This is a genomic window from Selenomonas sp. oral taxon 136 (assembly GCF_001554015.1).
GTDB classification, from domain to species: domain Bacteria; phylum Bacillota; class Negativicutes; order Selenomonadales; family Selenomonadaceae; genus Centipeda; species Centipeda felix.
Genome location: NZ_CP014239.1, coordinates 1171585 through 1197536, shown reverse-complemented (window position 1 = coordinate 1197536; position 25952 = coordinate 1171585). Strand labels below are relative to the sequence as shown.

Below are 25952 nucleotides of genomic sequence, written 5' to 3'. Positions count from 1 at the left end.
GCATCTTTCCAAGATTGCTTAATATCCTTTCGAATAACCGCTCACTCGGTCAAAAGCTGGGCGGTTTTTTTATCGCTAAAATATAGCCTGTGGCAGCGACCAACAAGAGAATCGCACCGATTTCAGACATATCCGCTCACCCCCTTTCGGGGGAAAGACACCGCCGCGGGATTGCTCCCGCCCCGGATGTTCAAGTACATGGCAACACAGTCGAATTTAAAATACAAACGTATTCTCGCCTTTGGATGCATCACGCCCAAGGGCTTTTTTATATCACCGACCGCTTGAATTTCCGCACAGCGGTGCCGAAGAAGACGAGGATAAAGAGGGCGAGAAAGGCGGTCTGCTGATAGAGCGCCGTGAGGCCGCCGCCCTTGAGGAAGATCATGCGCAGGATCTCGATGTAGTGCGTCATGGGGATGGCAAGGCTGAGGTATTGAAAGAATGTGGGCATCGCCTCGCGCGGAAACATGAAGCCCGAGAGGAGGAAGCCCGGCAGGAGGGTCGCGATGCTCATGAGCCCCGCCTGCAGCTGGTTCTGTGCGAGCGATGCGATCATAAGCCCCATCGTGAGCGAGGCGAGGAGGAAGAGGGTCGTGAGTCCGTAGAGGAGCAGGATGCTCCCGCGCAGGGGCACGCCGAAGACCGCAAGGGCGATGAGGACGCAGATCGTCGTCTGAATGTAGCCGAGGATGATGTAGGGCAGGATCTTGCCGATGAGCAGTTCCCATACATGCAGCGGCGTTACAAGAAGCTGCTCAAGTGTGCCCGCCTCGCGCTCGCGCACGATGGACATGGAGACCATGACCACCATGGTGATCGAGAGAATGATGCCCATGAGCGCGGGCAGCATGTAGTACGAGGTGACGGCGTCGGGGTTGTACCACGCGCGGATGCGCACGTCATAGGCCGGCGCCGCGGCAGATGCGCCGTGTGCGGCCGTGGGACGGACCTGCATTCCGAGCCCTGTTGCCGCCGCGATGGCGGAGGTCGAGGCGATGGAGTCTGAGGCGTCAACGATCATCTGGATCGGCACGGTGCGTCCGGCATTCGCCTCCTGCACGAGATTGGGCGGAAAGACGACGCCGATCTTTGCATCGCCGCGCTCGATCCGCTCGTTCAGCTCATCGTAGCTCCACGCGATATAGCGCAGGTCAAAATAGCCGCTCGCCGTCATCGCCGCAAGGAAGCTGCGGCTCTCCTCGCTCCGCGACTGATCAAACACGACCGTGGACTGGTGCCGCACGTCGGTGCTGATGGCAAAGCCGAACACGACGAGGTAGATGACGGGCAGGAGGAAGGTCACGCCGATCGTGATCGGGTCGCGCCGCATCTGAATGAGCTCCTTCGCGAGCAGTGCAAGAATGCGCGTCATCCCTGTGCCTCCCTCTGCCGCCGGTCGTAGTAGATAAAGACGTCCTCCATCGTGAGATCCCACGGTGCCGCGTGCAGCTGCTCCGGCAGCACAGTATCCCGCGGAACGAGTGCACGCACCTGCCGTCCGAATACATAGACCTCATCGCAGGGCACACCCGCCGCCCGCAGCGCCGCCTCCCCCTCCTCCGCACTGTCCTGCGGCAGGACGTAGAGCCGCGCGGGCAGCTCCTCCTTGAGCGCAGACGGGGAACCGGAGGCGATCTTCTTTCCGCGCTGCAGGAAGGCAATCTCGTCGCAGTGCTCCGCCTCATCCATAAAATGCGTCGTGACAAAGATCGTCGTCCGCTCCGTCCCCGCCATCTCCGAGAGCAGGTTCCAAAAGAGCCGCCGCGAGGTCGGGTCAACGGCGGAGGTCGGCTCGTCGAGCACGAGGAGCGCGGGACGGTGGAGAATGGCGCAGCCGAGCGCAAGGCGCTGCTTCTGCCCGCCCGAGAGGCCGCCCGCGAGCACGTCGGCGCGGTCCGTGAGCTGCATCCGTGCGATCACCTCCGCGACGCGCGTGCGCCGCTCCTCCCGCGACAGACCATAGAGACCGCCGTAGAACATCATGTTTTCACGAACGGTCATATTCGTATAGAGGCTGAACCGCTGCGACATGTAGCCGAGCGCCTGCCGCGCGCGCTCCGGATGCACGGCGGTATTGCAGCCGAGCACAAATGCCGTGCCGCTCGTCGGCGGGAGGAGACCGCAGATCATGCGGATGGCCGTGGACTTCCCCGAGCCGTTCGAGCCGATGAAGCCGTAGATCGCCCCGCGCGGCACGGAGAGATTCAGCCGGTCCACCGCAGTGTAGCTGCCGAATACGCGCGTGAGGTCGTGCGTCTCGATCACGGGCGCGTCGTCCGCGCGCGGCTCACGTTCCATTCCGGGGCTCCAAGTCCACATCCGCGGGCATGCCGGGCTTTAGAATACCCGCGGCATTATCCACCGCGACCTTTACGCCAAAGACGAGGTTCGCGCGCTCGTTCTTCGTGATGCTCTGGCGCAGGGTAAACTCTGCCGCATCGCTGATCTCCTTGATCGTGCCGTCCAAAGGATCCGCCTGTCCGTCAATGTAGACTTTCGCCGGATCCCCGATGCGCAGATCGCCGAGCACGTCGGTCGGCACATAGACCTTGACCCAAACGTCCTGCGGATCGATGAGCGTTGCAATCGGCATGCCCGCGCGGACAAACTCACCCCGTTCATAGTTCTTTGACAGGACGATGCCGTCTTTCGGCACGCGGACCGTGAGATCGCTGACCGCAGAGGCGTCGATTTCGAGGATTGCCTGCTGGCGCCGCACATCCTCCTCCGCCATGCGGATATCCTCGGGACGGCTGCCGCTCTCCGTGAGCGCCTGTTCCTGCTGTGCCGCACGCAGGTTCGCATTCGCCGCGTCGCGCGCCTCGCGCAGTCCGTCAAATGCCTGTTGGGAGATTGCTCCGCCCGCGATGAGCTCCGCGCCGCGCGCATAGTCGGCATCTGCTTTCTCCGCGGCAGCGCGTGCGGCATTCGTCCGCTCCGCCGCTGCGCGAATCTCTTCCGCACGGTTGCCGCTCTGCGTCCGCTGGAGGCTCGTCTCGGCATGAGCGAGCGCCGCCTCATCGCGCAGAACTGCGGCGTCCAGATCACGCCGGCCGATGCGTGCCGCTGGATCGCCGGCACGCACCGTCATCCCCTCCTGCAGAAAGAGCTCCTCGATGCAGCCGCTCTCCTTCGTGCTGACCTCCACCCGCGTCGCCTCGACCGTCCCCGTGAGGAGCTGCGCGCGCAGCTCCTGCGCCGCGTATTCGCGGTAGGCAAATACAGCGAGCAGGATAAGCGCGAGAAGGAGCAGAACGATCCGTGCCATCTTCATCTTCATGCAGCGCTCTCCTTTCCGCAAAATCATATAATCTTATACAGTATATCATTGGCGTGCGCTCAGAGGAATTGATATGAGATTAAAATGGTCTGGTGCTCCGCAGGGTCTTCAATTTTGTCTCCTGTGATTCGAATACAAACATAGTTTCACTCAAAAAGAGCCTATCCGCAGACAGGCTCTTTCTTTTGATCTGAAATTACGATGTGCGCCGCGCCCTCTCGAGGTATACGAGCAAGACGGAGATGTCGGCCGGCGAAACGCCGCTGATGCGCGACGCCTGTCCGATGGAGCGCGGGCGGACGGCGGAGAGTTTCTCTGCCGCCTCGAGGCGCAGGCTGCCGATTGCCGCGTAGTCTGTATCGGCGGGGATGCGCCGTGCCTCAAGCCGCTCCATGCGCGCAATCTGCTCCTCCTGTTTCCGTATGTAGCCGTCGTAGCGCGCCGTGATCTCGACCTCCTCGCGCACGTCGTCGGCAAGCGGCGGGAGGTCAAAGACGGCGGCGAGTGCACGGTAGTCGCCCTCGCGTGCAAGCAGGGCAAAGAGGGTCATGGGTGTCCGCAGCGGAGAGATGCCCGCGCCTGCGAGCAGCGCCTCCGTCTCGGCGCTCGGGCTGAGCCGCCGCTCCCGCAGGAGACGGAGCGCCGCATCGATCGCGACGCGCTTTGCCGTAAAGCGCGTCCAGCGCGCATCCGAGACGAGTCCGATGCGGCGTCCGATGGGCGTCAGCCGCAGGTCGGCGTTGTCCTGCCGCAGGACGAGACGGTACTCGGCGCGGCTCGTCATCATGCGGTACGGCTCCTCTGTTCCCTTCGTCACGAGGTCATCGATGAGAACGCCGATGTAGCCGTCGCTGCGCCGCAGGATGAGCGGCTCCTCTCCCATGCAGGCACGCGCAGCGTTGATGCCCGCGACGAGGCCCTGTGCCGCCGCCTCCTCGTAGCCGCTCGTCCCGTTCGCCTGTCCCGCAGAGTAAAGCCCTGCGATCTCTTTGACAGCGAGACTCGCCTCCAGCTGCAGCGGGTCGAGGCAGTCGTACTCGATGGCATAGCCGGGGCGCATGATGCGTGCATGCTCGAGGCCTGGAATCGTCGTGAGAAACGCCTCCTGCACATCTGTCGGCAGACTGGTAGACATACCCTGTACATATATTTCATTGGTATGCAGTCCCTCCGGCTCAAGAAAGAGCTGATGCCGCTCCTTGTCGGGGAAACGCGCGATCTTCGTCTCGATCGAGGGGCAGTAGCGCGGACCGATGCCCTCGATGACGCCGTTCGCCATCGGCGCGCGGTGGAGGTTCGCACGGATGACGGCATGGGTCGCCTCGTTCGTGTAGGTAAGGTAGCAGGGGGTCTGCGCGTCGGGCATCGTATCCGTCAGGAAGGAGAAGGCAGGTGCATCAGTGTCACCCTCCTGCAGTGCCGTCTCCGCGAGGTCGAGTGTGCGGCGGTCAACGCGCGCGGGCGTCCCCGTCTTGAACCGCATCAGCTTCAGTCCGACAGCACGCAGAGAGTCCGAGAGCGACATCGCCGGGCGCTGGCCGTTCGGGCCGCCGTCATAGATCGTCTCGCCGAGGATGATGCGCCCGCGCAGATAGGTCCCCGTCGCGAGGATGACGGCGTGTGCCGTCAGGCGTTCCCCCGTCTCGCAGACGACGCCGGTCACACGCTTTTCTCCCGTGCTCTCCTCCGTGATGAGCTCCGTTACGAGCAGCTGGCGCACGTCGAGGTTTTCCGTGTTCTCGAGCGTCTCCTTCATGATGCGCTGATAGAGGAACTTGTCCGCCTGCATGCGCAGGGCATGGACGGCAGGTCCCTTGCCCGTGTTCAGCAGGCGCCGCTGGATGCTCGCCCGGTCCGCCGCAATCCCCATCTCGCCGCCGAGCGCGTCAATCTCGCGGACGAGGTGGCTCTTGCCGGGGCCGCCGACCGACGGATTGCACGGCATCATGGCGATATTGTCCAGCGACAGTGTGACAATGAGTGTACGCTGTCCCATACGTGCCGCGGCAAGCGCCGCCTCGATGCCCGCATGGCCTGCGCCGATGACGATGATGTCGTAGTTTGTACTGCTGTTCACGTATATATTTTCCCCTATTTTTATAACATAAACCTGATTTTATTCGTGTTATGTTTACTTCCCGATGCAGAACTCGCTGAAGATGCGGTCGATCAGGTCGGTATCGACGGTCTCGCCGAGGATCTCGCCGAGCGCGTCGTAGGCGGCACGCAGGTCGATGGAGACGAAGTCCGTCCCAAGACCTGCGGCGAGGGTCTCTGCCGCCGCCGCGAGATGCGCCTCCGCACGGCGCAGTGCCTCGGTCTCGCGCTCCTTGTTTGGGAGCGCCCCATCGCTGAGGTCGCCCTCCCGCTGAACGATGTGCGCGGCGATCTCCTCCCGCAGGGCATCGAGCCCCGTGCCCTCCTGCGCCGAGATGCGGAGGACGGGCGCAGCGACGGCGGCAAAGTCCGCCGCACTCAGTACGGAGGGGCGATCCTCTTTGCTGCAGAGGATGATGGTATCTGCCGCTGCCGCCGAAAGGCGCGCAAGGAGCGCGTGATCCTCCGCGGTCAGCGGCTCTGACGCGTCAAAGACGGCAAGGATCAGCTCTGCATCCATGAGGTGCTGCTCGGTGCGTGCGACGCCGATCTGCTCGACGGCGTCCTCTGCCGCGCGCAGTCCTGCCGTATCGAGAAGCCGCAGGGGGATGCCCGCCACGCTGATCTCCTCCTCGATGACGTCACGCGTCGTGCCCGGCACATCGGTAACAATGGCGCGCTCCATGCCGAGGAGGGCGTTGAGGAGGCTCGATTTGCCGACGTTCGGACGGCCGACGATGACGGTCTTGACCCCATCGCGCAGGACGCGTCCCGTATCCGCGCCCGCAAGCAGACGGCGGACGGCGGCAGAGGCGGCGTCGATCTCCGCGGCAAGGCGTTCGGCGGACGCAGCGGGAATGTCGTCCTCGGGGAAGTCGATCCCTGCCTCGATGTGCGCGACGGCACTGAGAATCTGTGTGCGGATGTCCGTCACTGCATGGGAGAATGCACCTGCGAGCCGCTCCCGTGCGGCATGCGCGGCGCGTGTGCTCTTTGCCGCGATCAGCTCCATGACGCTCTCGGCGCGCGCGAGGTCAAGCCGCCCATGGAGAAAGGCGCGCTTCGTGAACTCTCCCGCCTCTGCGGGACGCGCGCCCGCCTCCCATGTCCTGAGGAGCACCTCGCGCAGGACGACCGCGCCGCCGTGACACTGCAGCTCTGCCGTATCCTCGCCCGTATAGGAGTGCGGCGCACGCATATAGAGGAGGATGCACTCGTCGATCACCGTGCCGTCCGCCGCGACGATGTGTCCATAGCGCGCCGTATAGGGCGCGATGTCACCGAGCGTGCCGCCCGCCGCAGGCCGAAAGACGCGGCGCGCAACGCCGAGCGCATCCTCTCCGCTCACGCGGATGATGCCGATGCCGCCCGCGCCGTGCGGGGTCGCGATCTGGCTGATGGTGTCCTCGGTCATGACACGCGTCCTTTCTGTCGTTGTTTGGTGCACTGTGCAAAAAAAGGCTGCTGCACGAAGTTCCCTCCGTATAACAACCCTATAAGTATCTGCATCAAAATATCAAGACTGCATACTCCACGCAAACACCTTGTTGCACAAGCGGGCGTGCGCTTGTACGCTTATGATCAGCGATTCCCTAGGAGTATTGCCGTCCCCATTTCTCAGTGGAGCGAGGCAGTCACTGCTCGTACGGCTCATAGCCGTCCTCATTGCGGCCGTAGCGGCGGCGCTTCGGGACGATAACAACGTAGCGGCGCGGATTCTCGCCCGCGCTGTAGGTCGTGACACGGCGATTGTCCTGCAGTGCCATGTGGATGATCTTGCGCTCGTGGCGGCTCATCGGCTCGAGATGAATTTCCTCGCCGATGCGGCACGCCTTGTCCGCGAGATGTCCCGCGAGGCGGATGAGCGTCTCCTCGCGGCGGGCGCGGTAGTCCTCCACGTCGAGGATGATGCGCGCAAAGCCCGTCTCCGGGATTTTATTCACGACGAGGTTCGTGAGGTACTGGAGCGCGTCGAGCGTCGCACCATGCTTGCCGATGAGGATGCCGAGGTTCTCCCCGTGCATGTTGAAGATCGTGCCCGTGGGCGTATCCGCGCGGTTCAGTGTGACGGAGAGTCCCATCGCGGCAAAGATCTTGCCGAGGAAGCCCTCTGCTGCCGCCGCCATCTCATCGGTGAGCGGGAGGAGCGGTACGTCACTGCGCTCGCGGCGCGGGCGCGGCGGATAGCCGCCCTCATGCTCGCGCGGCCCCTCGTAGCGCGGACGCGCATTGCCGTAGCCGCGCGGCGCGTCGTCCCGTGCAGGACGCTCTCGCCGCGGGGCAGGTTCGCGCCGCTCGGTCTCCATGCGCGATCCATCGCCTGCCGCAGCGCGGCGTGCGGAGGAGCGCAGATCAGTGTGGTAGCGCTTGGCGCGCGGGTCGAAGCCGTCGTCCTCGCTGCGCGCGGGCGCACTCTCCTCGCGCGGTGCAGCGGTGATGGTCGGCGACGGCGGGGTCGGGATCTCCTGATGATGCGGACGGATGATGGGACGCGTCGTGACGCGGATGCGCGCCTCGCGTTTGCCCCAGAGCCCGAGGAAGCCGCCTGACGGCTCCTGAATCACCTCGTAGGTGACCTCCTCGCGGCCGCAGCCGAGTTTTTCCAGTGCTGCTGCGAGGGCATCCTCGACGGTCTTGCCTGTCGTCTCGATGATCTCCGCCATTACGCCGCCCCCTTTGCCGTCTTGTCCTCACCGCGGTACATCCACCACTGCTGGGCGATCTGGACTATGTTCATCGTGACCCAGTAGAGGACGAGTCCCGATGGGAAGGTGAGGCTGATCCAGCCGATGAAGAGCGGCATGACGGTCATCATGATCTTCATCTGACCCGTCATCTCACTGGAGGTCATTTTCTGCTGGAGGAAGGTCGTCGCCGCCGAGAGGACGGGGAGGATGTAGTAAGGATCCGGCTCGCTCATGCTCGGCAGCCAGAAGAACGCCGCCGCCTCCGCGCTCGGGAAGGTAAAGTTAAAGAGCGCGTAGTACATGCCCATGAGGATCGGCATCTGTACGAGGAGCGGCAGACAGCCGGCGAGCGGGTTGACGCCCGCCTCGCGGAAGAGCTCGCCCGTCTTCTGCTGGAGCATCTGCGGGTCGTGCTTGTATTTTTCTTGGATTTTCTTCATCTTCGGCTGGATGTCCTGCATCGCCTTCATGGATTTGACCTGCTTGACGGTGAGCGGGTAGGTCACGAGCTTGATGAGGATGGTGAGCAGGATGATGGGAAAGCCGTAGCTCTCAAGGCCGGCGGCACTGGTAACGGAGTAGAATGCGCCGAGGATCGTCTGCAATATATGGATGATGGGCGCAAACAGATTGCTGAAAAATTCGATCAAGGATAGTTCCTCCTACGATTGGGACGTTTGGTAGTCGAAGTCGTCTGTATTTCGGATGTTCGGAATCGTTTCGTTACGGTACGGGGTCATAGCCGCCCCGATGAAAGGGGTGACAGCGCAGGATGCGCCGCAGTGCCATCCACCCGCCGCGCCATGCGCCGTAGCGCGTGACCGCCTCCAAGGCATACGCTGAGCAGGTCGGGTAGTAGCGGCAATGCGGCAGAAAGAGCGGCGAAATCGCCGCGCGATAAAAGCGGATGAGGAAGAGCAGCAGGCGTTTCATCCGTGCTCCCTCCGATGTTTTTCCGATGCGCCGTCAGCAAAGATCCCCGCACGACGGATGAGGCGGCGCAGGTCCTCGGCGGCGTCCTGCATCTTGCCGTCCGCGAGTCCCGCGCGCCCGATGAGGAGGATCCCCACATCGCCGCGCAGCTCATGCTGCAGACAGCGGTACGCCTCGCGCAGGAGGCGCTTCGTGCGGCTGCGCACGGCGGCACAGCCCAGTTTTTTCCCGGCGGCAAAGCCGACCTTTCCCGCGACACGCGGGTCGCGCAGGACATAGAGGATCATGCTCCGCCCCGCGACCGAGCGCCCCTTTTGATAGACGCACTGAAAGTCGCTGCGGCGCTTGATCATCCTGCTGCGCGGCAGTGTATATCTTTTCTGTTCCATATTCGTAAAAAAGAGGCCACCTGCGGTGACCTCCTGCCCAAAGTCCAGCGATATTACGCCGAAAGTTTCTTTCTTCCGCGCTGACGCCTTCTCTTGAGTACGAGGCGGCCGCCTTTCGTCTTCATGCGCTCACGGAATCCATGCGTCTTTTTTCTCCAATGATTGTTCGGCTGAAATGTTCTCTTCACCTCTCGTCACCTCCTTTTCTGCTGCAACGCGCGGCACATACCGCCGCGCAGGTAGTCTCGCGTGTGAATCAGGTCACATTATAGACGAAAAAACGCGCGTATGTCAAGGCACACGGGCATGATTTCGCCCTTTTTTTGGTGGATAAGACCAAAGCACCTGTTGATAAGTCCGCTTTTTTTTGATAAAATATCTCTTGGTTCATTGTGGAAAACCTGTGAAAACATCGTGCATAATTTTCGATCTTCACGGATTACCTAGCGTTTCACATCGGAAGAGTTATCCACAAGTGTGAATAACTCTGTTGATAACAAATTTTTACGAAGGGACAAAATTGTATGTCCGAAGAAAAGAACCTCGCCGACCTGTGGCAAAAAGTGCTGGATAAGACCAGCGGAATCATTCACGAAGACGCAGTAAAGAAGTGGATTTTGCCCATTGTGCCCGTTTCACTCAACGATAAGGAACTGCTGCTTGCCGTTGGCGAAGATATCCAGAAGCAATACGTAGAATCACGTCTGGGTGCACTGTTCGGTGATGTCATACAAAAGGCGCTCGGTGCCGGCTATACGTTCCGGATCGTTATTGATCCGGCGGCAGCATCCCAGAAAGAGCCGCCTGCGGCGAAGGAAATCCCGGTGGAACCCGCCATGGCAGAGGAGGCCGCCGCCGGGCATATCGCCGCGGACGAGCAGGCGACATACCCCACGCAGGGCAGTCTCCCGCTCACGCCGCCCGAAACGCACGCGCCGGCGCCGGACGACGCGACGACGCTCAACCCGAAGTATACCTTTGAGGCGTTCGTCACGGGTCGCTCGAACCAGTTCCCCTACGCCATGGCAAAGGCCGTCGCTGACGCGCCGGGGCTCCCCTCGCACAACCCGCTCTTCATCTACGGCGGCGTGGGGCTCGGCAAGACGCATCTCATGCACGCGGTCGGCCACAAGATCCTCGCCGACGATCCAAAAAAACGCGTCCTCTATATCGCGAGCACGGACTTTACGAATGAATTCATCCGCTCCATCCGCGAGAAGAACATGGACGCATTCCGCGAGAAATACTACCATATCGACGTGCTGCTGATCGACGATATCCAGTTCTTTGCGGGGCAGGAGCAGACGCAGACGGAGTTTTTCCAGACGTTCAACAAGCTGCGCGACAACGGCAGCCAGATCATCCTGACCTCGGATCGCCAGCCGCAGGATGTCAAGGGGCTCGAGGATCGTCTGATCTCGCGCTTCGCAGGCGGTGCGCCCGTCGATATCCAGCCGCCGGAGTTCGAGACACGCGTCGCGATCCTCCAGAAAAAAGCACAGAGCGAGGACGTCGATATCCCCGCCGATGTGGTGACCTATATCGCGAGCCGCGTGGACAGCAACATCCGCGAGCTCGAGGGTGCCCTCACGCGCCTCATCAAATACGCCTCCATGATGCGTATGCCGATCAACGAGACGACCTGCGTCGCCGCGCTCGGCAACTATCTGCGCGGGGAGAAGGGGCGCCGCATCACGATGGAGATGATCGAGCGCATCGTCTGCACGCATTTCAAAGTGACGAGCGAGGACATCCGCTCCTCGAAGCGCAGCAACGACATCGCCTATCCACGCCAGATCGCCATGTATCTCTGTCACGAGATGACGGAGGTATCGTGGCCGACGATCGGTGGATTCTTCAACCGCGACCACTCGACGGTCATCCACGCGCACAAGAAGATCCAGAGTCTCACAGAGAGCGATCCTGCCACCGATGCACTCATCAAGTCGCTCTCCATCCAGGTCCGCGGGATTTAACGAATCGCTGATCCGTCGCGCCGAATCGATCCGTGCTCCTTCTACCCCATCGACCGTACGTCCCCCTGTGGACAACACTGTGCAGGAGACGTCTCATGACATGTGGACGTACTGTGGAAAAATGACTCATCCACTACCGATCTGTGTAAACTGTGGATAAGTCAGGCATAACTCGACCTCAATAATCCACAGCCACAGGCCCGCCACAACTAGAGATTTTCCCATTTTCCACATATCCACAGCGCCTACTACTACCGTTACTATATTTATATACACCACGTGGCCATCGAAAACCCCACGCCGCACAGAAAGCGAAAGGACTCATCATGAACATCACCCTGCCCAAGAGCGACCTGATCGCCGCGCTGCAGATCGTCAGCAAAGGCCTCTCGACCAAGCCCCAGACCCCGATTCTCTCCGGTGTCTACATGAACGCCAGAGAAGGACAGCTCGAACTCCAGACCACGAACTATGAGCTGGGCTTTATCATGACCATCCCGGCCGAGATTCACGGCACCGGCACCGCCGTTCTCCCCGGAAAGTATCTCACAGAGTTCGCACGCAAACTGCCCGCTGAGGAGGTCTCGATCAACACGGAGAGCTCCGACGGGCTCGCCGAGATCCGCTCGGGTACGGTACGATTCACCCTTCGTACCATGGAGGTTACGGACTTTCCTGTATTGCAGCGTATGGACGGAACACTGCAATTTACCATCAAAGATCGTGTCCTTGCACGTCTTGTCAAGAAATCTGCTTTTGCCTGTCTCAAGGAGGAGCAGCGCGACCGTCGTCCGATCTTCACGGGCTGCCAGCTCGAGGTCGAAGGACGCGAGGTCACGTTCGCTGCGACGAACGTTCATCGTCTCGCGGTCAAAAGCGAGCAGCTGGAGGAGGAGGCCGGTCAGATCCGCGTCATCATCCCTGCACGCTTTTTAGAGGAAGTAACACGGACAATGAACAGCGATGTGCCGTCTGATGTCCATATGTCGTGCTCCTATAATCAGATCAGTGTCTCGTTCGACAACATCTATATGACCTCGCGGCTCATTGAGGGGGCATTCCCCGACTATCGCCGCGTCATTCCGCAGGATGCGAATATCCGCACGAAGGTGACGCTTGATGTCGCGGCATTTTCTGCTGCCGTCGACCGCGCCTCTCTCATTGCGCGTACGGATCAGTACAATATTGTCAAGCTGCGCTTTGCGGACGGGATGATGTGCATCTCCTCGAACAGCCCCGAGATCGGTGAGGCGGAGGAGACAATCACGGCACAGGTCGAGGGCGATGATGTGACGATCGCGTTCAACGCCTCCTATCTGATGGATGCGATGAAGTCGCTCGACAGCGATACGTGTATCCTTTCTCTGCAGGGCTCGAACGAGCAGGGGGTCAACCTCTCGCCGATCACGATCCGCGAGGAGGCCGATCCGAACTATATCTATGTGGTAACGCCTGTGAGGACGCACTGACGTGATGGATATCGCGATTCATACCGATACGATCCAGCTGGATCAGTTTCTGAAACTGGCGGGGGCCGTGGCGAGTGGCGGCGAGGTCAAGGCGCTCCTCGCGGAGGGCATAATCCTGCGCAACGATGTGCCGGAGACGGCACGGCGGCGCAAGCTCGTCCCCGGTGATGTCATCACAATCAATAGCAGTGATGCATACCGCGTCGTGCGCGTGTAACAATGCAGATCACAGAGCTGACGCTGCGCAGCTATCGCAGCTATGAGACGCTGCACCTCGCGTTCGATCTCGGGGTGCAGATCTTTCTCGGCGCGAATGCACAGGGCAAGACGAATATCATCGAGGCGCTCTACTACGCCGCCTTTGGACGCTCCCATCGCACATCGAGCGATGCGGAGCTCATTCGCGCGGGGGCAGATGGCGCGCACATCGGGCTTTCGTTTCGGCGGCACGATGTGCCGGGCGAGCTCTCCTTTACCTTTGCCCGCGGGGCGCGGCGGCGCATTACCTACGCGGGGGAGAGCCTGCGCCAGCGCGATCTCGTCGGTCTCCTGCCGATGGTGCTCTTCTCCCCCGAGGATCTCTTTCTCGTCAAGGGCGCGCCGGCGCTCCGCCGACGCTATCTCGATGCGGAGCTCTCGCAGGCGAGTCCCGCCTACTACGGTGAGCTCCTGCGCTATACGCGCATCCTAAAGCAGCGCAACGCCGTGCTGAAGGATATCCGCGAGCGTCTCGCCGCACCGGACGATCTCCCTCCGTGGGATGCGCAGCTCGCAAGGAGTGCCGCCTACATCGTGACGCGGCGCATCGCGGCAGTCGCGCAGCTCGGTGCGCTCTCCGCGCGCGTGCAGGCGGTGCTCGCGGCCGGGGAAGAGCTCGCGCTCGCCTATGAGATCGCAGGCGCGGGGGCAGAGGACTTTGCCGAAGACGACATGACAGAGTCACTCCATCTATGGTATAATAAGATGCTATGCGAGGGGCGTGCGCGCGATATAGCGCGGGCGGCGACGGGCGTCGGGCCGCATCTCGACGATCTCGTCCTGCGCGTCGGCGGCATGAGCCTCAGGAGCTACGGCTCGCAGGGGCAACAGCGTACGGGGGCGCTCGCGCTGAAGCTCGCGGAACTCTTTTACCTGCAGGAGAATATCGGCGAGGCGCCGATCCTCCTCCTCGATGATGTGATGAGCGAGCTCGATGCCGACCGCCGCCGCGCCCTCCTCGACTTTATCCGCCACGAGCACATCCAGACCTTTATCACGGCGACCGATGCGGCGTATTTCCCCGCAGAGCGCATGGGGACGTATCGGTATGTGGAGGCGGGGACAGTGCGGGAGAATTAAGGATTCGCATAGATTTTCCGTTGATGTGTGGAGAAGATGCGTCAATGCCATGCAGCGGAATGTATCCATGTTGCCTTAGCCTCCCCCGTACGATACGGGGGAGGGGGACCGCGCAAGCGGTGGAGGGGGCGCCATGGACGTATGGGATACCCAATCCGATGTATTGATGCGGGATTGACACAGAGGAGGAAGAGACGTGCGTACGACACTTGGCACGGCGGGCGCGGACGACGATGTGCGCGCCGCGATTCGTCGCCTCGGTCCCTCCTTTGAGCGCGACTACATAACGCATACGACTCTCTCTCACTGGGCGGACATCATGGGGGAGATGGTCGCACGCCGCGTGCATGCGGTCGCGGTAAAGGACAAGAAGCTCTTTCTCTATGCGCCCGATGCCGTCTGGAAGAACGAGATGCGCATGAGTGCGCCCGAGATCGTCCAGCGCGTCAACAACTATGCAGGCGGGCGTATGGTGACGGAAATTGCCTTTGCACGCACGATGCGCCCCGCCCTACAGACAGCAGACGATGCCGCGGCGGAGACGCCTGCTGCCTATCGGCGTGCGCTCGCACAGACGGGGCTGACGGATGCAGAGATTGCGCGTGGGGCGTCGCTCGCTGCCCGGATTGAGGACAGCGACCTGCGCACGCACATTGAGCGCGCGTATCTGACGACGCGCAAGGCGCGGAACCTCAAGGAGGCACGAGGACTCACCCCATGCCCCGTCTGCGGGCGGCTCACCAGCGGCGTCTGCATGGACTGCCGCCGCAGCGAGGAGCGCGGCCTGCGGCGCGAGGTACGTGCCATCCTGCGGCGTGAGCCGTGGGCAAAGCTCGCGGACATCACGCGGCGGATCCCATCGGCGGATGCACTCATGGTCGGCAGTGAGCGTGCCGATCTCATCCGCAGCATTGCGGGACGCACGGAGTACACGGCACAGGACAGCGAGAATGCACGCCTCCTCACTATGCTGCATCGCGGCCTGCCGCCCGAGCAGGTCACACCGAAGAAGATACAGAGCACCTTCTGGGAACTGCGCAACGAGCTCATCACCACACGTGAGTTCTGGGAAGAGATGAAAAAACGCAGGGCGAAGAAATCGTAGGGGGTGACACCCATGATTCTCAGTATTGACGAAATCCGTGATAAAATCCGCCCCATCTGCGAGAAATACAAAATTGAAAAGGTATGGCTCTTCGGCTCGTATGCACGCGGTGAGGCGCGTGAGGACAGTGACGTGGACGTCTACGCCGCGTCGGGGAATCATGTGAGTTTGTTGGATTTGATTGCATTTCGCATGGATCTAGAGGATGCTGTTGCAAAGGATGTAGATATGATTACGCGCATTCCGAATGAGTATCCGATTTTTGCAAAATATGTGGAAAGAGACAAGGTGCTGCTCTATGATGCTCAGTCCGAAGGACGCACAGATTCTGCAAATTATCGTTCAGTATTGTGAGGATATCGACGAGGCACAGGAACGTTTTGGCAAAACACGGGATGATTTTATCAAGGATCGTCTCTTTCAGCATGCTTGCTCTATGGCATTACAGACGATAGGGGAAGCGTCGCGGAGTTTCTCCGACGCATTTATTACAGAACATCAAGAAGTCGCGTGGAAACTCATCAAAGGGATGCGAAATTTTTTTGCACATTCCTACCATATCTCGATTGATATGGATAAAGTATGGATGATGGTTCATCGAGATATTCCTTTGCTTAAGGCATATTGTGTAAGGAATCACTGATAAAATGAGGTCTGCCAGATTGGCGTAGATTTTTTCGTCCGAACGAGGTGGAAAACCGGACGCAGAGTGGTGCTCTGTGGAGGATTTTCCGCCGAAGTGCGGGCAAAAAAGATGCGTCAAGATGGTTGTACCGAATTTATCAGTGCTTCCTTAATATACTAAAAGAAAATCACTGTGATGTATTTCGTATAGCACCGATGATCGACCCCCAAGGAGGACATAATGGCAAAGAAAAATAACCCAAATGAAACGACGGACGAGCAGGCGGAGATCCGTCCGCTGACCCCCGAGGAGGCAAAGGAAGCCGCTGAGATGGCAGATGCGCCCGATCTTACGGGTATCGCGATCTCGGAGGAGGAGATGGGCGATGAGGTGACCGCCGTCGACGCCGACTACGGCGCGGGACAGATCCAAGTCCTCGAAGGACTGGAGGCGGTACGCAAGCGTCCCGGCATGTACATCGGCTCGACATCAGAGCGCGGCCTGCATCATCTCGTTTATGAGGTCGTGGACAACTCCATCGATGAGGCGCTCGCGGGTTACTGCGACACGGTCGGCGTCACGGTACACAAGGACAACAGCATCACCGTCACGGACAACGGACGCGGCATCCCCGTCGATATGCACGAGAGCGGCATGCCCGCCGTCGAGGTCGTTCTGACCGTCCTCCATGCGGGCGGCAAATTCGGCGGCGACGGCTACAAGGTCTCCGGCGGTCTGCACGGCGTCGGCGTCTCCGTCGTCAACGCCCTCTCCACGGAGATGGACGTCGAGGTGCGCCGCGACGGGAAAATCTTTGCGATCTCCTTTTCGCGCGGCGTCACCACGACGAAGCTGCACGAGATCGGCACATCTGATACAACGGGCACGCGCGTCCACTTCGTCCCCGACCCCGAGATCTTCACCGTCACGACCTACAGCTTTGACACGCTGAAGCATCGCCTGCGCGAGCTCGCCTTCCTCAACCACGGCATCACGATCACGCTCACCGATGAGCGCGGCGCCGAGGTGCGCAGCGAGACCTTCCACTTTGACGGCGGCATCCGCTCCTTCGTCTCCCACCTCAACCGAAAAAAGGAAACGATCAACGAGGAGCCGATCTACTTCAACGGCGTGAAGGACGACACCGTCGTTGAGATCGCCATGCAGTACAACGACAGCTATCAGGAAAATATCTACAGCTTTGTCAATAACATCAACACCGAGGAGGGCGGCACGCATCTCGCGGGCTTTAAGATCGCCCTCACGCGCGCGGCGAACGACTTTGCGCGCCGCCTGAACGTGCTGAAGGACAAGGATGGCAACCTCTCGGGCGAGGACGTGCGCGAGGGACTGACTGCCGTCATCAGCCTCAAGGTGCGCGAGCCGCAGTTCGAGGGGCAGACCAAGACGAAGCTCGGCAACTCCGAGGTGCGCGGCATCGTCGACTCCATCGTCACCGAGGGACTGACGGAGTACTTCGAGGAGAACCCCGCCGTCACGAAAAAGGTGCTGGATAAGGCGCTGATGGCATCGCGCGCCCGCGAGGCGGCACGCAAGGCACGTGAGCTGACGCGCCGCAAGAACGCACTTGAGGTCTCCAGCCTCCCCGGCAAGCTCGCGGACTGCTCCGTCAAGGATCCCGACCAGTGCGAGATCTACATCGTCGAGGGCGACTCTGCGGGGGGCTCTGCGAAGCAGGGACGCGACCGAAGGTTCCAAGCGATCCTCCCGCTGCGCGGCAAGATCCTCAACGTGGAGAAGGCACGCCTCGACAAGATCTTTGCCAATGCCGAGATCCGCACGATGATCACGGCGTTCGGCACAGGCATCGGCGAGGAGTTCGACCTCGCGAAGCGCCGCTACAGCAAGATCATCATCATGACCGATGCAGACGTGGACGGCGCGCATATCCGCACGCTGCTCCTCACATTCTTCTACCGCTACATGAAGCCGCTCGTCGACCACGGGCACGTCTACATCGCGCAGCCGCCGCTCTATCAGATCCGCAAGGACAAGAAGCATTTCTACACCTACTCCGACGAGGAGCAGGCGAAAAAGCTCGACGAGATCGGGCGCGACGGCGTAACCATCCAGCGCTACAAGGGACTCGGCGAGATGAACCCCGAGCAGCTCTGGGAGACGACCATGAACCCCGAGGGGCGCACGATGCTGCGGGTCGGCGCAGAGGATGCCGAGACGGCAGACGAGCTCTTCACCATCCTTATGGGCGACAAGGTCGAGCCGCGCCGCCAGTTCATCGAGGAGAACGCGAAACTCGTACGAAATCTGGATATTTGATTTAGAATTGAGATAGAAAAATCCCCTTGACGCCATGTGCGTCAAGGGGATTTTGTTGCGTATGTTCCTGTGCTATACTAAATGTAAGCACTGCTATTCACGGTAGGCGGCAATCTCGCCCCCGAAAGGGGGGATCCGTATGGAGACCTACGAGTTTTTAACATTTCTCGTTGTGTTCACCGTATTGATCATGTCGGTTAAACGATAAAAGAGAAAACCCGCCTCATGCATCCAAACTGTAGGCGGGGTTCTCTGCCAAACATAAGGGGCAGCCATCTATCGGCAGTGCCCTTTTTATGCTATAATTTTATCATGTGAGCGTGAAATCGTCAAGGATAAGAAACGGAGGAACTACGATGAAGCAATTTCTCGACCAACTCGCTGTGCCGCGCGGGGACTGGACAGCGCTCTTTTCAGCCTGCCTCGGCAAGATGATCAGTGTTCAGCAAGCCTGTGCCGAGTACGTGGTGAAAAACGAGGACTGGAACGTCGATCTTGCGCGCGGTGTGATCAGTTTCGGCACGCGCGAATACCCGCTTCAGTTCATCGGCAGCGAGTCTGCATCGAGCGGCACATGGCTTTGGGGCTGGGAGAACATCAATGATTTCCCCGAAAAGATCATACGCCTCGCACGTGAGACGAGGGAGTTCGGTGCAGCGCAGCAGATCGAGGCATTGACCACGGACGAATTCGACCTGAACGATACCTATAACGGGCACAACCTCTCCATCGTTGCCTGCGGACTGGCGGACGGGTATGCCTACTATCGCTGTCCGCATGACGGTGGCGCATTCTTCGTCGGCATCTTCCATGTACCGGATGCGGTATTTGATCCCGTTGATTTTCCGCGCTTTATTTCGACGGTGTCGCAGTGCATCCAGCAGTTCGATGTGGATCACCGCATTCTGGTCGAGGGATTCCTGCGGTGGAATCAGACGCCGTACGAGTGGCACGGGTCACGCATCACGGCACACTTTACGCAGGATCTCATCATCGCCTTTGAGGATGTGGATGGAGCGCAGCGCATCTCCACCATGCGGAGCATCTGACTCCGATCAGCAAATCCCCTTGATGCAGCATAGCATCAGGGGGATTTATTTATGCCATATACGTGTTTCTGTGATCGTGCAATTTTTTTCAAAAAATATATTGTACCTATTGAAATTCTATTTTGTCTGTGGTATTTCTAGGGAATCGCTGATAAAATGAAGTTTGCCAGATTGGCGTAGATTTTTTGTCCGAACAAGGTGGAAAACCGGACGCATAGCAAAGGCTATGTAGAGGATTTTCCGCCGAAGTGCGGGCGAAAAAGATGCGTCAAGATGGTAGTGCTGAATTTATCAGTGCTTCCTTTACATTTCTCGTCGTGTTTACCGTATTGATGATCAGCGTTCGACGATAAATGAGAAAACCCGCCTTACGCTTCCAGGAGTAGGCGGGATTCTCTGCCAAAAATGAGGGGCAACCGTCTATCCGGCAGTGCCCTTTTGTATCTCTATACTAACATCTGTGCGCCGCATCGTCAAGATTGCTGTGCGCTTTTTGCATACGAAAACGGCTCTGTGTGACCGAAAGGACACGCAGAGCCGTTTTGCTGTCAATGCCGCACGCAGCATTGTGTGTGTCGGGACTACCATGAGTTGCCGAAACGGCACGAGAAGGGAGTTTCAATGCCGCACGCAGCATTGTGTGTGTTGGGACACTGTGTCCCGCAGCCCTTGTCCCGCGCGGGCTGAGAAGGCATTTTGGAAAGACGCGCTTTTTTGCGCCGTTTTTGGCGTTTGCGGATGAACTCTGCCCCGAAAAGTGGGGGATCCATCGGCGCTGTCCCTTGTGCGGTGCGGGCTGCACCATTTTGGAAAGACAAAACGGCGGAATGTGGCTTTGCGCCCGTGCCGGAGCACTTCCATTTTCTTCTCTTCTATGATAGCACGTGCTTCGTTCTTTTTCAATGACGTTTTGCGTCGATGCAGAGAGGTCGGTAAAAAATATATTGTACCTATTGAAATTCTATTTTATATGTGTTACAGTACTAGTGTAATTAATAAAATTACAAAATATAAATCAAATGGAGGAATTGATGATGAACATTGCAGTTGTGGCATCCAATGGAAAGGCGAGCCGTGCGATTATTGAGGAGCTTGTGGCACGCGGACATGAGGTTACGGCATTTGCACGTCATGAGAATCAGAGTGCGGCGAAGCATTTTGTGCAGAAGGACATTCTGGATCTGACAAAGGGAGATCTTGCGGGCTTTGATGTTGTGGTGGACGGATTCGGTGCATTTACGCCGGAGACGCTGCCGCTGCATACAAAGACGAGCCAGCATCTCGCCGATCTCGTTGCAGGGACGAATACGCGTCTCTACATCGTCGGCGGCGCAGGAAGTCTCTATGTCGATGCATCGCACAAGATGCAGCTACTCGATACGCCGGAGTTCCCGGCGGTGTTCTACGCAATCGCCAAGGCACAGACCGAGGAACTGGCTGCCCTCCGTGAGCGGAAGGATGCAAAGTGGGTTTTTGTCAGCCCGGCGGCAGATTTCCGTCCGGATGGAGAGAAGACCGGTGCGTACCTTCTTGGCGGTGAGGAACTGACGCTCAGTGCAGCAGGCGAGAGCATCATCAGCTATGCGGACTATGCCGTCGGTATGGTGGATCTGATCGAGAGCGGTGAACACATCGGTACGCGTGTCTCGCTCGTTCAGAAGTAAGGCCGATTGACTGACACTGAAAAGGATGCTGTCTGTAACGCTCTCCCTCGTGAACAACGGGGGAGAGTGCTCTAGGAAGCACTGATAAATTCGGCACAACCATCTTGACGCATCTTTTTTGCCCGCTTTTCGCCCGCGATCCTCCACATAGCCCTTGCTATACGTCCGGTTTGTCTCCTTGTTCGGACAAAAAATCTACGCCAATCTGAGAGACTGTTTTATCAGCGATTCCTTAGTTTTTGCATCCGATCGATTTTCTTGTCCCATGCGTGTGCCTATGCTATACTATTTTCTGTATCACGATGTCCATAAAAATAATAAAAGTAGTAATAATAAATAATAACACAAAATATGGGGCGAGAAGATGAGCGATACCATTTACATCGAGCCGGATCTGTCATATCTGGAGGATCGCCTGGATGCGCTCGGTGATTTTGTCGGTGCGGCACACGCGGAGATCCATGCTGTCGGGCGCAGTGTCGATGATCTGCGTGGGGACGTGGAGACGCTGACGCAGGATTTTCATGCCTATGCGGCAAAACAGGAGCGGACGAACCGCATCCAGCTCGCGGAGATCCGTCTGGTGAAGCTGCGGCAGGAGATCGAGCATCGATTCGGACACTATGCGGAGATCCGCCGCATGGCGCGCGGCATTCTGGAGGCGAATGATCTCGCGGTCGTGCGGCGGGACACGCTGCGTGCGGCGGCAGAGGAGCTCATGCTCCATGCGCCCGGCTACTGGCTGGCACCGGCACTCGTTGCACTCGCGGCGTGGATCAGCGACGAGGAGGAGGTTGCAAACCGCGCATGCGCGGAGGCACTCCATCGTGACGATGAGAGAACGTCGATCTTTTTTGCACTCGTCTGCCGCCGTTTTGGACGAAAAGAGGCAAGCCTGCACTGGCTGCAGCGCTACTTTGCCGGACTGGATGGCGGGGCGCTCGACCGCAAGGCGGCCATCGTCATTGATGCCTATGTGTCAGGCCTCCTCGGCCGCGATGCCGATGGGCTCATCCGCCGCCGGATCGACGGCTGGATCGATCGGTTCAGCCGGGTATATAGTTTTGCCGATGCGCAGGAAAAACGCTGGTATGAGGCGATGAAGGCGATGTGCCCCGCTCCGCCCGCAGAGGGCAGTTTTCCCTATCTGAGGGTGCATGCCAGATCGGTGTCGGGGGCACTGGAGCATACGCTCTCGTGTGCGCGTCTCTATGAGAAACTCAGTACACATTTTCAGCAGATCGTCACGCAGACGGCGCCGCCCCGCACGCTGAAACAGCAGCTGGACAGCATCCTGGAGCGTCTGGCCGCCGATTTCGATGCGGCGGAAAAGCCGTTGCACATGGAGTCGATCCTTGAGAAGCTGGTTATCCATGAGGGCGGCAGGGAGGATCGTGCCCGCAAGATTTTGGCGGAGAAGGTAAAGGCATTCGACGAGCGGCGCGACTTCATGCAGCTCCTGTCGGATGCGGCGATGCACCCGCAGGAGATGCAGGCGAGCCCCGCGCTGCAGAAAATGGCACTTGCCCTTGGGCGTGATTCGATTCTTTCCGCCTTTCGCGATATTGTCGCGGAGAACCGCGCCGACATCCCGCAGACCATCAAATTTAGGATTCTTGCATTTGATAACGAGACGGAGGACGGCTCCAATGAGGAAAAACTGCTGCGGTTATTTGTCACATGGAACGATATTAAGCGCATGATCCGCATGCGTCCCTATGAGCTGTCCTCACAGGAAAAACTCTTCCGATGGATATGGCTCCTTCCCGTGCTGCTCGGTCTCTACGGTGGGGAGGTATACTGGACGGCACTCGGCATCGCCGCCGGCGGGGTGATCTTTAACGCGTACATCAAGGCGAAGAAACGCATGGACAGCATCCATGCGCGCATTACGGAGGAGTATCAGAAACAGGAGGAGGAGGGGACGCAGATGCTCCGCGGGGTGATCGCGGAGATTGTGGACTACCGTACGGAGATCGCGCGGCTCGATGCGGAGAGCGAGAAGGTCATTGACTTCCTGCAGGGACTGAATCCGGCACAGTTTATGGCATCAGCGGACGGCAGTCGGCGCGTACAGGTATGAGGTGATATCTTTTCACTGGGGGATCACAAAACGGCGGGATGAGTATAAAAGAAGGACGATGATATGAGGAGGATGCAGCCCCTCGCATGATCGTCCTTCTTTTTTATTGTATAAAGAAAACCACGCGATAGTCGCGTGGTTGGAAAGAGCTTAAGCGGTGAACAGAAAATCCCCAGTGTGCTAAACTATGCGTAAGCCTGCCAGCCTAAAAATAGTGAAGACACTAGGGAGGAAACAGCATTATGTCGAAACAACAAAATGCCGATACGCATAGTTTAGCACACACAAAGTGGAATTGTAAGTATCACGTTGTGTTTGCACCGAAGTATCGGCGAAAAGTATTCTACGAAGGGAAACGGCTGGAAATCCGGGAGATCCTAAGAAAGCTGTGCGCGTGGAAGGGGGTAGAGATCATTGAAGGGGAGATCTGTCCGGATCATATCCACCTGCTGTTAAGTATCCCGCCGAAGATCAGCATAGCGAGCTTTATGGGATACCTAAAGGGCAAGAGTAGCTTAATGATATTCCCAAAGTATGGAAACATGAAGTTTGCATACAGAAATCGAGAATTTTGGTGCAAAGGGTATTATGTCGATACCGTAGGAAAGAACACCAAGGCGATTAAGGAGTACATAGCTGACCAGCTGAAGAAGGATCGGGAGCAGGATCAACTGAGCTTGTTTGACCCAAGAGACCCATTTATGGGTGGCAAGTAATCTGTGCATGGCTGGCAGGCCAATAAAAGGCGTACTTGTACGCCGCCAATTACATAAGGGCTATGCCCGAAAATGAAAAACCACCCGCTATGCGGGTGGATATTTATTGTTTTCTATTAAGAAACTGCTGATAAAATCGGCAGAATCGTCGATCGCAATATGTTTATCCTATGAAAACGAAAAATATTTTCTTTTATTAACGATAAAAAGATATTTTTCAATTATTTTGTGAAAAATAATTGAAAAATATCACAGATTATGTTATATTGTAGGAGATTTCGGACGAGTTTTATCGAAAGGAGAATTGCATTGCGTATTATTTATACCGACACCTATCAGAATATGAGCAAGGAGGCGGCGAAGATCCTTGCGGGGCAGCTCTGGGTCAAACCGGACTCGGTTCTGGGACTTGCCACAGGCAGTACGCCGGTCGAGCTCTATCAGAATCTGGTTTGGCTGCATGAGGCCGTGGGGCTGGATTTCTCCGAGGCAACGTCATTCAATCTGGACGAGTATGTCGGCCTGCCTGAGGATGATCCGCAGAGCTATCACCGCTTTATGCACGAGAATCTCTTTGACCATGTGAATATACGGAAGGATCACATCTTCTTCCCAAACGGCATGGCAAAGGATGCAGACGCCGAGGCGGCGCGCTACGAGGCGGCGATTGCGGCGGCGGGCGGCATCGATATGCAGCTCCTCGGGATCGGGCGCAACGCGCACATCGGCTTCAATGAGCCGGGCGAGGCGTTCGCACGGACGACGCACAAGGTGGTGCTCAAGGAGAGCACCATCGAGGCAAATTCACGCTTCTTTTCCTCTCCTGATGAGGTGCCGCGTGAGGCGATGAGCATGGGCATCGGCACGATCTTTCATGCACGCCATATCGTCCTCATGGCAAGCGGCGCAGAGAAGGCAGAGGCGGTGCGCGATGCGGTATGCGGAACGATTACGCCGCGCGTCCCCGCCTCCATCCTCCAGCTGCATCCGCAGGTCACGCTCATCGTTGACCGTGAGGCGGGCGCGCTGCTGCGGGAATCGAGTGATACGAAATGAGAGCCATCCAAAACGGCGTTCTCATCCTGCCGAGCGCGGACGGACATTTTACCGCGCAGGAGGGTCTTGTCCTCTGCTATGATGAACGCATCACGAACATCCTGCCGGCGGCAGAGTTTCATGCGGCAGATGCCGAAATGGTGATTGATGCGGCAGGTGCGTATGTTGCTCCCGGATTTCTGAACGTCCACATTCACGGATGTGACGGCGCGGATACAATGGATGAGGACGCAGATGCCCTCCGCCGCATCGCCGCATTTCAGGCGCGGACGGGTGTTACCTCCTTCCTGCCGACCACCATGACTTGTGCCTTTGATGCCGTAGAGCGCGCACTTGTGCGTATCCGCCGCGCGATGAACGCCGATGGCACGGGGGCGCGCGTCCTCGGTGCACACATGGAGGGCCCCTTCATCAGTCCCGCGAAGAAGGGAGCACAGGATGAGCAGTACATTCTGCCGCCCGCATTCGCGAAGATCGCGCCCTATGCGGATGTCATCAAGATCATCACGATCGCGCCCGAGATGCTGACAGAGGAGGACTTTATTGCGCAGTGCCGCACGCACGGCATCATCGTCTCGCTTGGCCATACGGCGGCGGACTATGATACGGCGCGCACCGCGATTCGCCGTGGTGCAGGTCATATTACGCATCTCTGCAACGCCATGACGGGGCTGAATCACCGCCGTCCCGGTGTTCTCGGCGCGGCGCTCGACAGCGATGCGAACTGCGAGCTGATCGTCGATAACGTCCACGTCCACCCCGCTATGCAGCGCATCATCTACGCGGCGAAGCGCGGCGCGCACATCATCCCCATCACGGACTCCCTGCGTGCCTGTGGGTGCGGCGACGGCGTCTCGGAGCTCGGCGGGCAGAAGGTATTCGTCAAGGGGACGCTTGCGACACTCGCAGACGGCACCATCGCGGGCAGTGTGCTCTGCCTGAATCACGGACTTTCGATTTTTCGTGAGAATACGGGGGCATCCATCCCCGCTGTCGTGGAGACGGCGACGCGCACCCCGGCCGAGGAGCTCGGTGTCTATGACCGACTCGGCTCGCTCACGGTCGGAAAATACGCCGATATTGCGATCTTCGATGAGCAGTTCCGGATACACCGCACAGTGATTGGCGGGCGGGATTGTTTTTGAAGAATAAATATAAAACAATTACTAAAAATAGAAATAAAT

24 protein-coding genes are annotated in these 25952 nt (G+C 58.8%); 14 read left to right on the top strand and 10 right to left on the bottom strand.

The genetic code is table 11. The features are described 5' to 3' along the window. Positions 1–268 precede the first annotated feature (268 nt). The 10 genes from AXE86_RS05750 to rpmH form a co-directional block, all read right to left on the bottom strand. Positions 269–1375, bottom strand: coding sequence for an ABC transporter permease (locus AXE86_RS05750; protein WP_061945482.1), 1107 nt, complete (start codon positions 1373–1375; stop codon positions 269–271). After that, on the bottom strand, positions 1372–2301 hold the full coding sequence (locus tag AXE86_RS05745; RefSeq protein WP_061945480.1) for an ABC transporter ATP-binding protein: 930 nt from the start codon (positions 2299–2301) through the stop codon (positions 1372–1374). The genes AXE86_RS05750 and AXE86_RS05745 overlap by 4 nt, the downstream gene beginning before the upstream one ends. Continuing rightward, the gene (locus AXE86_RS05740; RefSeq protein ID WP_232294934.1) at positions 2291–3283 is read right to left on the bottom strand and encodes an HlyD family secretion protein; all 993 of its coding nucleotides are present in this window, start codon (positions 3281–3283) and stop codon (positions 2291–2293) included. Before AXE86_RS05740 ends, AXE86_RS05745 begins: the two co-directional genes overlap by 11 nt. Positions 3284–3479: 196 nt before the next feature. Beyond that, positions 3480–5360, bottom strand: coding sequence for a tRNA uridine-5-carboxymethylaminomethyl(34) synthesis enzyme MnmG (mnmG, locus tag AXE86_RS05735; RefSeq protein ID WP_061945476.1), 1881 nt, complete (start codon positions 5358–5360; stop codon positions 3480–3482). 54 nt (positions 5361–5414) lie between these two features. Further along, a complete protein-coding gene (gene mnmE, locus AXE86_RS05730; RefSeq protein WP_061945474.1) occupies positions 5415–6794 on the bottom strand; it encodes a tRNA uridine-5-carboxymethylaminomethyl(34) synthesis GTPase MnmE in 1380 nt (459 codons plus the stop codon). Positions 6795–7014: 220 nt separating this feature from the next. Beyond that, positions 7015–8043, bottom strand: a complete 1029-nt coding sequence (jag, locus tag AXE86_RS05725; protein WP_061945472.1) for an RNA-binding cell elongation regulator Jag/EloR — start codon at positions 8041–8043, stop codon at positions 7015–7017. Continuing rightward, positions 8043–8717: a YidC/Oxa1 family membrane protein insertase gene (locus AXE86_RS05720; RefSeq protein WP_061945470.1), complete on the bottom strand. Its 675-nt coding sequence runs from the start codon at positions 8715–8717 to the stop codon at positions 8043–8045. Before AXE86_RS05720 ends, jag begins: the two co-directional genes overlap by 1 nt. A gap of 73 nt (positions 8718–8790) precedes the next feature. Next, positions 8791–9000 carry a membrane protein insertion efficiency factor YidD gene (gene yidD, locus AXE86_RS05715; protein ID WP_009753474.1) on the bottom strand — a complete coding sequence of 70 codons (210 nt, stop codon included), beginning with the start codon at positions 8998–9000 and terminating at the stop codon, positions 8791–8793. After that, the gene (gene rnpA / locus AXE86_RS05710; RefSeq protein ID WP_009753473.1) at positions 8997–9389 is read right to left on the bottom strand and encodes a ribonuclease P protein component; all 393 of its coding nucleotides are present in this window, start codon (positions 9387–9389) and stop codon (positions 8997–8999) included. Before rnpA ends, yidD begins: the two co-directional genes overlap by 4 nt. A gap of 53 nt (positions 9390–9442) precedes the next feature. Continuing rightward, positions 9443–9577: a 50S ribosomal protein L34 gene (gene rpmH / locus AXE86_RS05705; protein WP_006305399.1), complete on the bottom strand. Its 135-nt coding sequence runs from the start codon at positions 9575–9577 to the stop codon at positions 9443–9445. Positions 9578–9913: 336 nt separating this feature from the next. Between rpmH and dnaA the strand changes: the two genes are divergently transcribed. The 14 genes from dnaA (at position 9914) to nagA (ending at position 25913) form a co-directional block, all read left to right on the top strand. Next, positions 9914–11365 (top strand): chromosomal replication initiator protein DnaA, encoded by a 1452-nt coding sequence (gene dnaA / locus AXE86_RS05700; protein WP_061945468.1) that lies wholly within the window; start codon positions 9914–9916, stop codon positions 11363–11365. A gap of 326 nt (positions 11366–11691) precedes the next feature. Further along, positions 11692–12834: a DNA polymerase III subunit beta gene (dnaN, locus tag AXE86_RS05695; protein WP_061945466.1), complete on the top strand. Its 1143-nt coding sequence runs from the start codon at positions 11692–11694 to the stop codon at positions 12832–12834. A 4-nt stretch (positions 12835–12838) separates the two neighbouring features. After that, positions 12839–13051, top strand: a complete 213-nt coding sequence (locus AXE86_RS05690) for an RNA-binding S4 domain-containing protein (RefSeq protein ID WP_442983645.1) — start codon at positions 12839–12841, stop codon at positions 13049–13051. A 2-nt stretch (positions 13052–13053) separates the two neighbouring features. Further along, positions 13054–14172, top strand: a complete 1119-nt coding sequence (recF, locus tag AXE86_RS05685) for a DNA replication/repair protein RecF (protein ID WP_061945461.1) — start codon at positions 13054–13056, stop codon at positions 14170–14172. A gap of 196 nt (positions 14173–14368) precedes the next feature. Further along, positions 14369–15277 (top strand): DUF721 domain-containing protein, encoded by a 909-nt coding sequence (locus tag AXE86_RS05680; RefSeq protein WP_061945459.1) that lies wholly within the window; start codon positions 14369–14371, stop codon positions 15275–15277. Positions 15278–15289: 12 nt separating this feature from the next. After that, a complete protein-coding gene (locus tag AXE86_RS05675; protein ID WP_061945457.1) occupies positions 15290–15631 on the top strand; it encodes a nucleotidyltransferase family protein in 342 nt (113 codons plus the stop codon). Next, complete coding sequence (locus AXE86_RS13570) at positions 15525–15920, top strand: HepT-like ribonuclease domain-containing protein (protein ID WP_083501205.1); 396 nt, start codon at positions 15525–15527, stop codon at positions 15918–15920. The genes AXE86_RS05675 and AXE86_RS13570 overlap by 107 nt, the downstream gene beginning before the upstream one ends. Positions 15921–16142: 222 nt before the next feature. Continuing rightward, positions 16143–18200, top strand: coding sequence for a DNA topoisomerase (ATP-hydrolyzing) subunit B (gene gyrB, locus AXE86_RS05670; RefSeq protein WP_061945455.1), 2058 nt, complete (start codon positions 16143–16145; stop codon positions 18198–18200). A 356-nt stretch (positions 18201–18556) separates the two neighbouring features. Then, the gene (locus tag AXE86_RS05665) at positions 18557–19249 is read left to right on the top strand and encodes a DUF6882 domain-containing protein (protein WP_061945453.1); all 693 of its coding nucleotides are present in this window, start codon (positions 18557–18559) and stop codon (positions 19247–19249) included. Between the two features lie 1034 nt (positions 19250–20283). Next, positions 20284–20913 (top strand): NAD(P)-dependent oxidoreductase, encoded by a 630-nt coding sequence (locus AXE86_RS05660; protein WP_061946952.1) that lies wholly within the window; start codon positions 20284–20286, stop codon positions 20911–20913. Between the two features lie 364 nt (positions 20914–21277). After that, complete coding sequence (locus AXE86_RS05655; RefSeq protein ID WP_061945452.1) at positions 21278–22996, top strand: hypothetical protein; 1719 nt, start codon at positions 21278–21280, stop codon at positions 22994–22996. Positions 22997–23238: 242 nt separating this feature from the next. Next, entirely contained in the window at positions 23239–23712 is a 474-nt protein-coding gene (tnpA, locus tag AXE86_RS05650; RefSeq protein ID WP_061945451.1) for an IS200/IS605 family transposase, read from the top strand. A 309-nt stretch (positions 23713–24021) separates the two neighbouring features. After that, positions 24022–24768 carry a glucosamine-6-phosphate deaminase gene (nagB, locus tag AXE86_RS05645; protein ID WP_198145295.1) on the top strand — a complete coding sequence of 249 codons (747 nt, stop codon included), beginning with the start codon at positions 24022–24024 and terminating at the stop codon, positions 24766–24768. Continuing rightward, positions 24765–25913: an N-acetylglucosamine-6-phosphate deacetylase gene (gene nagA / locus AXE86_RS05640; protein WP_061945449.1), complete on the top strand. Its 1149-nt coding sequence runs from the start codon at positions 24765–24767 to the stop codon at positions 25911–25913. Before nagB ends, nagA begins: the two co-directional genes overlap by 4 nt. The last annotated feature ends 39 nt before the right edge of the window (positions 25914–25952 follow it).

What these genes read in the sequence shown, in the direction of transcription:
- AXE86_RS05665 (WP_061945453.1), top strand. Translation starts at nt 18,557, where the DNA reads ATGAAGCAATTTCTCGACCAACTCGCTGTGCCGCGCGGGGACTGGACA.
- dnaN (WP_061945466.1), top strand. Translation starts at nt 11,692, where the DNA reads ATGAACATCACCCTGCCCAAGAGCGACCTGATCGCCGCGCTGCAGATC.
- rnpA (WP_009753473.1), bottom strand. Translation starts at nt 9,389, where the DNA reads ATGGAACAGAAAAGATATACACTGCCGCGCAGCAGGATGATCAAGCGC.
- AXE86_RS13570 (WP_083501205.1), top strand. Translation starts at nt 15,525, where the DNA reads ATGAGTATCCGATTTTTGCAAAATATGTGGAAAGAGACAAGGTGCTGC.
- yidD (WP_009753474.1), bottom strand. Translation starts at nt 9,000, where the DNA reads ATGAAACGCCTGCTGCTCTTCCTCATCCGCTTTTATCGCGCGGCGATT.
- tnpA (WP_061945451.1), top strand. Translation starts at nt 23,239, where the DNA reads ATGTCGAAACAACAAAATGCCGATACGCATAGTTTAGCACACACAAAG.
- AXE86_RS05740 (WP_232294934.1), bottom strand. Translation starts at nt 3,283, where the DNA reads ATGAAGATGAAGATGGCACGGATCGTTCTGCTCCTTCTCGCGCTTATC.
- mnmE (WP_061945474.1), bottom strand. Translation starts at nt 6,794, where the DNA reads ATGACCGAGGACACCATCAGCCAGATCGCGACCCCGCACGGCGCGGGC.
- AXE86_RS05660 (WP_061946952.1), top strand. Translation starts at nt 20,284, where the DNA reads ATGAACATTGCAGTTGTGGCATCCAATGGAAAGGCGAGCCGTGCGATT.
- AXE86_RS05745 (WP_061945480.1), bottom strand. Translation starts at nt 2,301, where the DNA reads ATGGAACGTGAGCCGCGCGCGGACGACGCGCCCGTGATCGAGACGCAC.
- nagA (WP_061945449.1), top strand. Translation starts at nt 24,765, where the DNA reads ATGAGAGCCATCCAAAACGGCGTTCTCATCCTGCCGAGCGCGGACGGA.
- AXE86_RS05655 (WP_061945452.1), top strand. Translation starts at nt 21,278, where the DNA reads ATGAGCGATACCATTTACATCGAGCCGGATCTGTCATATCTGGAGGAT.
- jag (WP_061945472.1), bottom strand. Translation starts at nt 8,043, where the DNA reads ATGGCGGAGATCATCGAGACGACAGGCAAGACCGTCGAGGATGCCCTC.
- AXE86_RS05750 (WP_061945482.1), bottom strand. Translation starts at nt 1,375, where the DNA reads ATGACGCGCATTCTTGCACTGCTCGCGAAGGAGCTCATTCAGATGCGG.
- AXE86_RS05675 (WP_061945457.1), top strand. Translation starts at nt 15,290, where the DNA reads ATGATTCTCAGTATTGACGAAATCCGTGATAAAATCCGCCCCATCTGC.
- AXE86_RS05690 (WP_442983645.1), top strand. Translation starts at nt 12,839, where the DNA reads ATGGATATCGCGATTCATACCGATACGATCCAGCTGGATCAGTTTCTG.
- gyrB (WP_061945455.1), top strand. Translation starts at nt 16,143, where the DNA reads ATGGCAAAGAAAAATAACCCAAATGAAACGACGGACGAGCAGGCGGAG.
- recF (WP_061945461.1), top strand. Translation starts at nt 13,054, where the DNA reads ATGCAGATCACAGAGCTGACGCTGCGCAGCTATCGCAGCTATGAGACG.
- dnaA (WP_061945468.1), top strand. Translation starts at nt 9,914, where the DNA reads ATGTCCGAAGAAAAGAACCTCGCCGACCTGTGGCAAAAAGTGCTGGAT.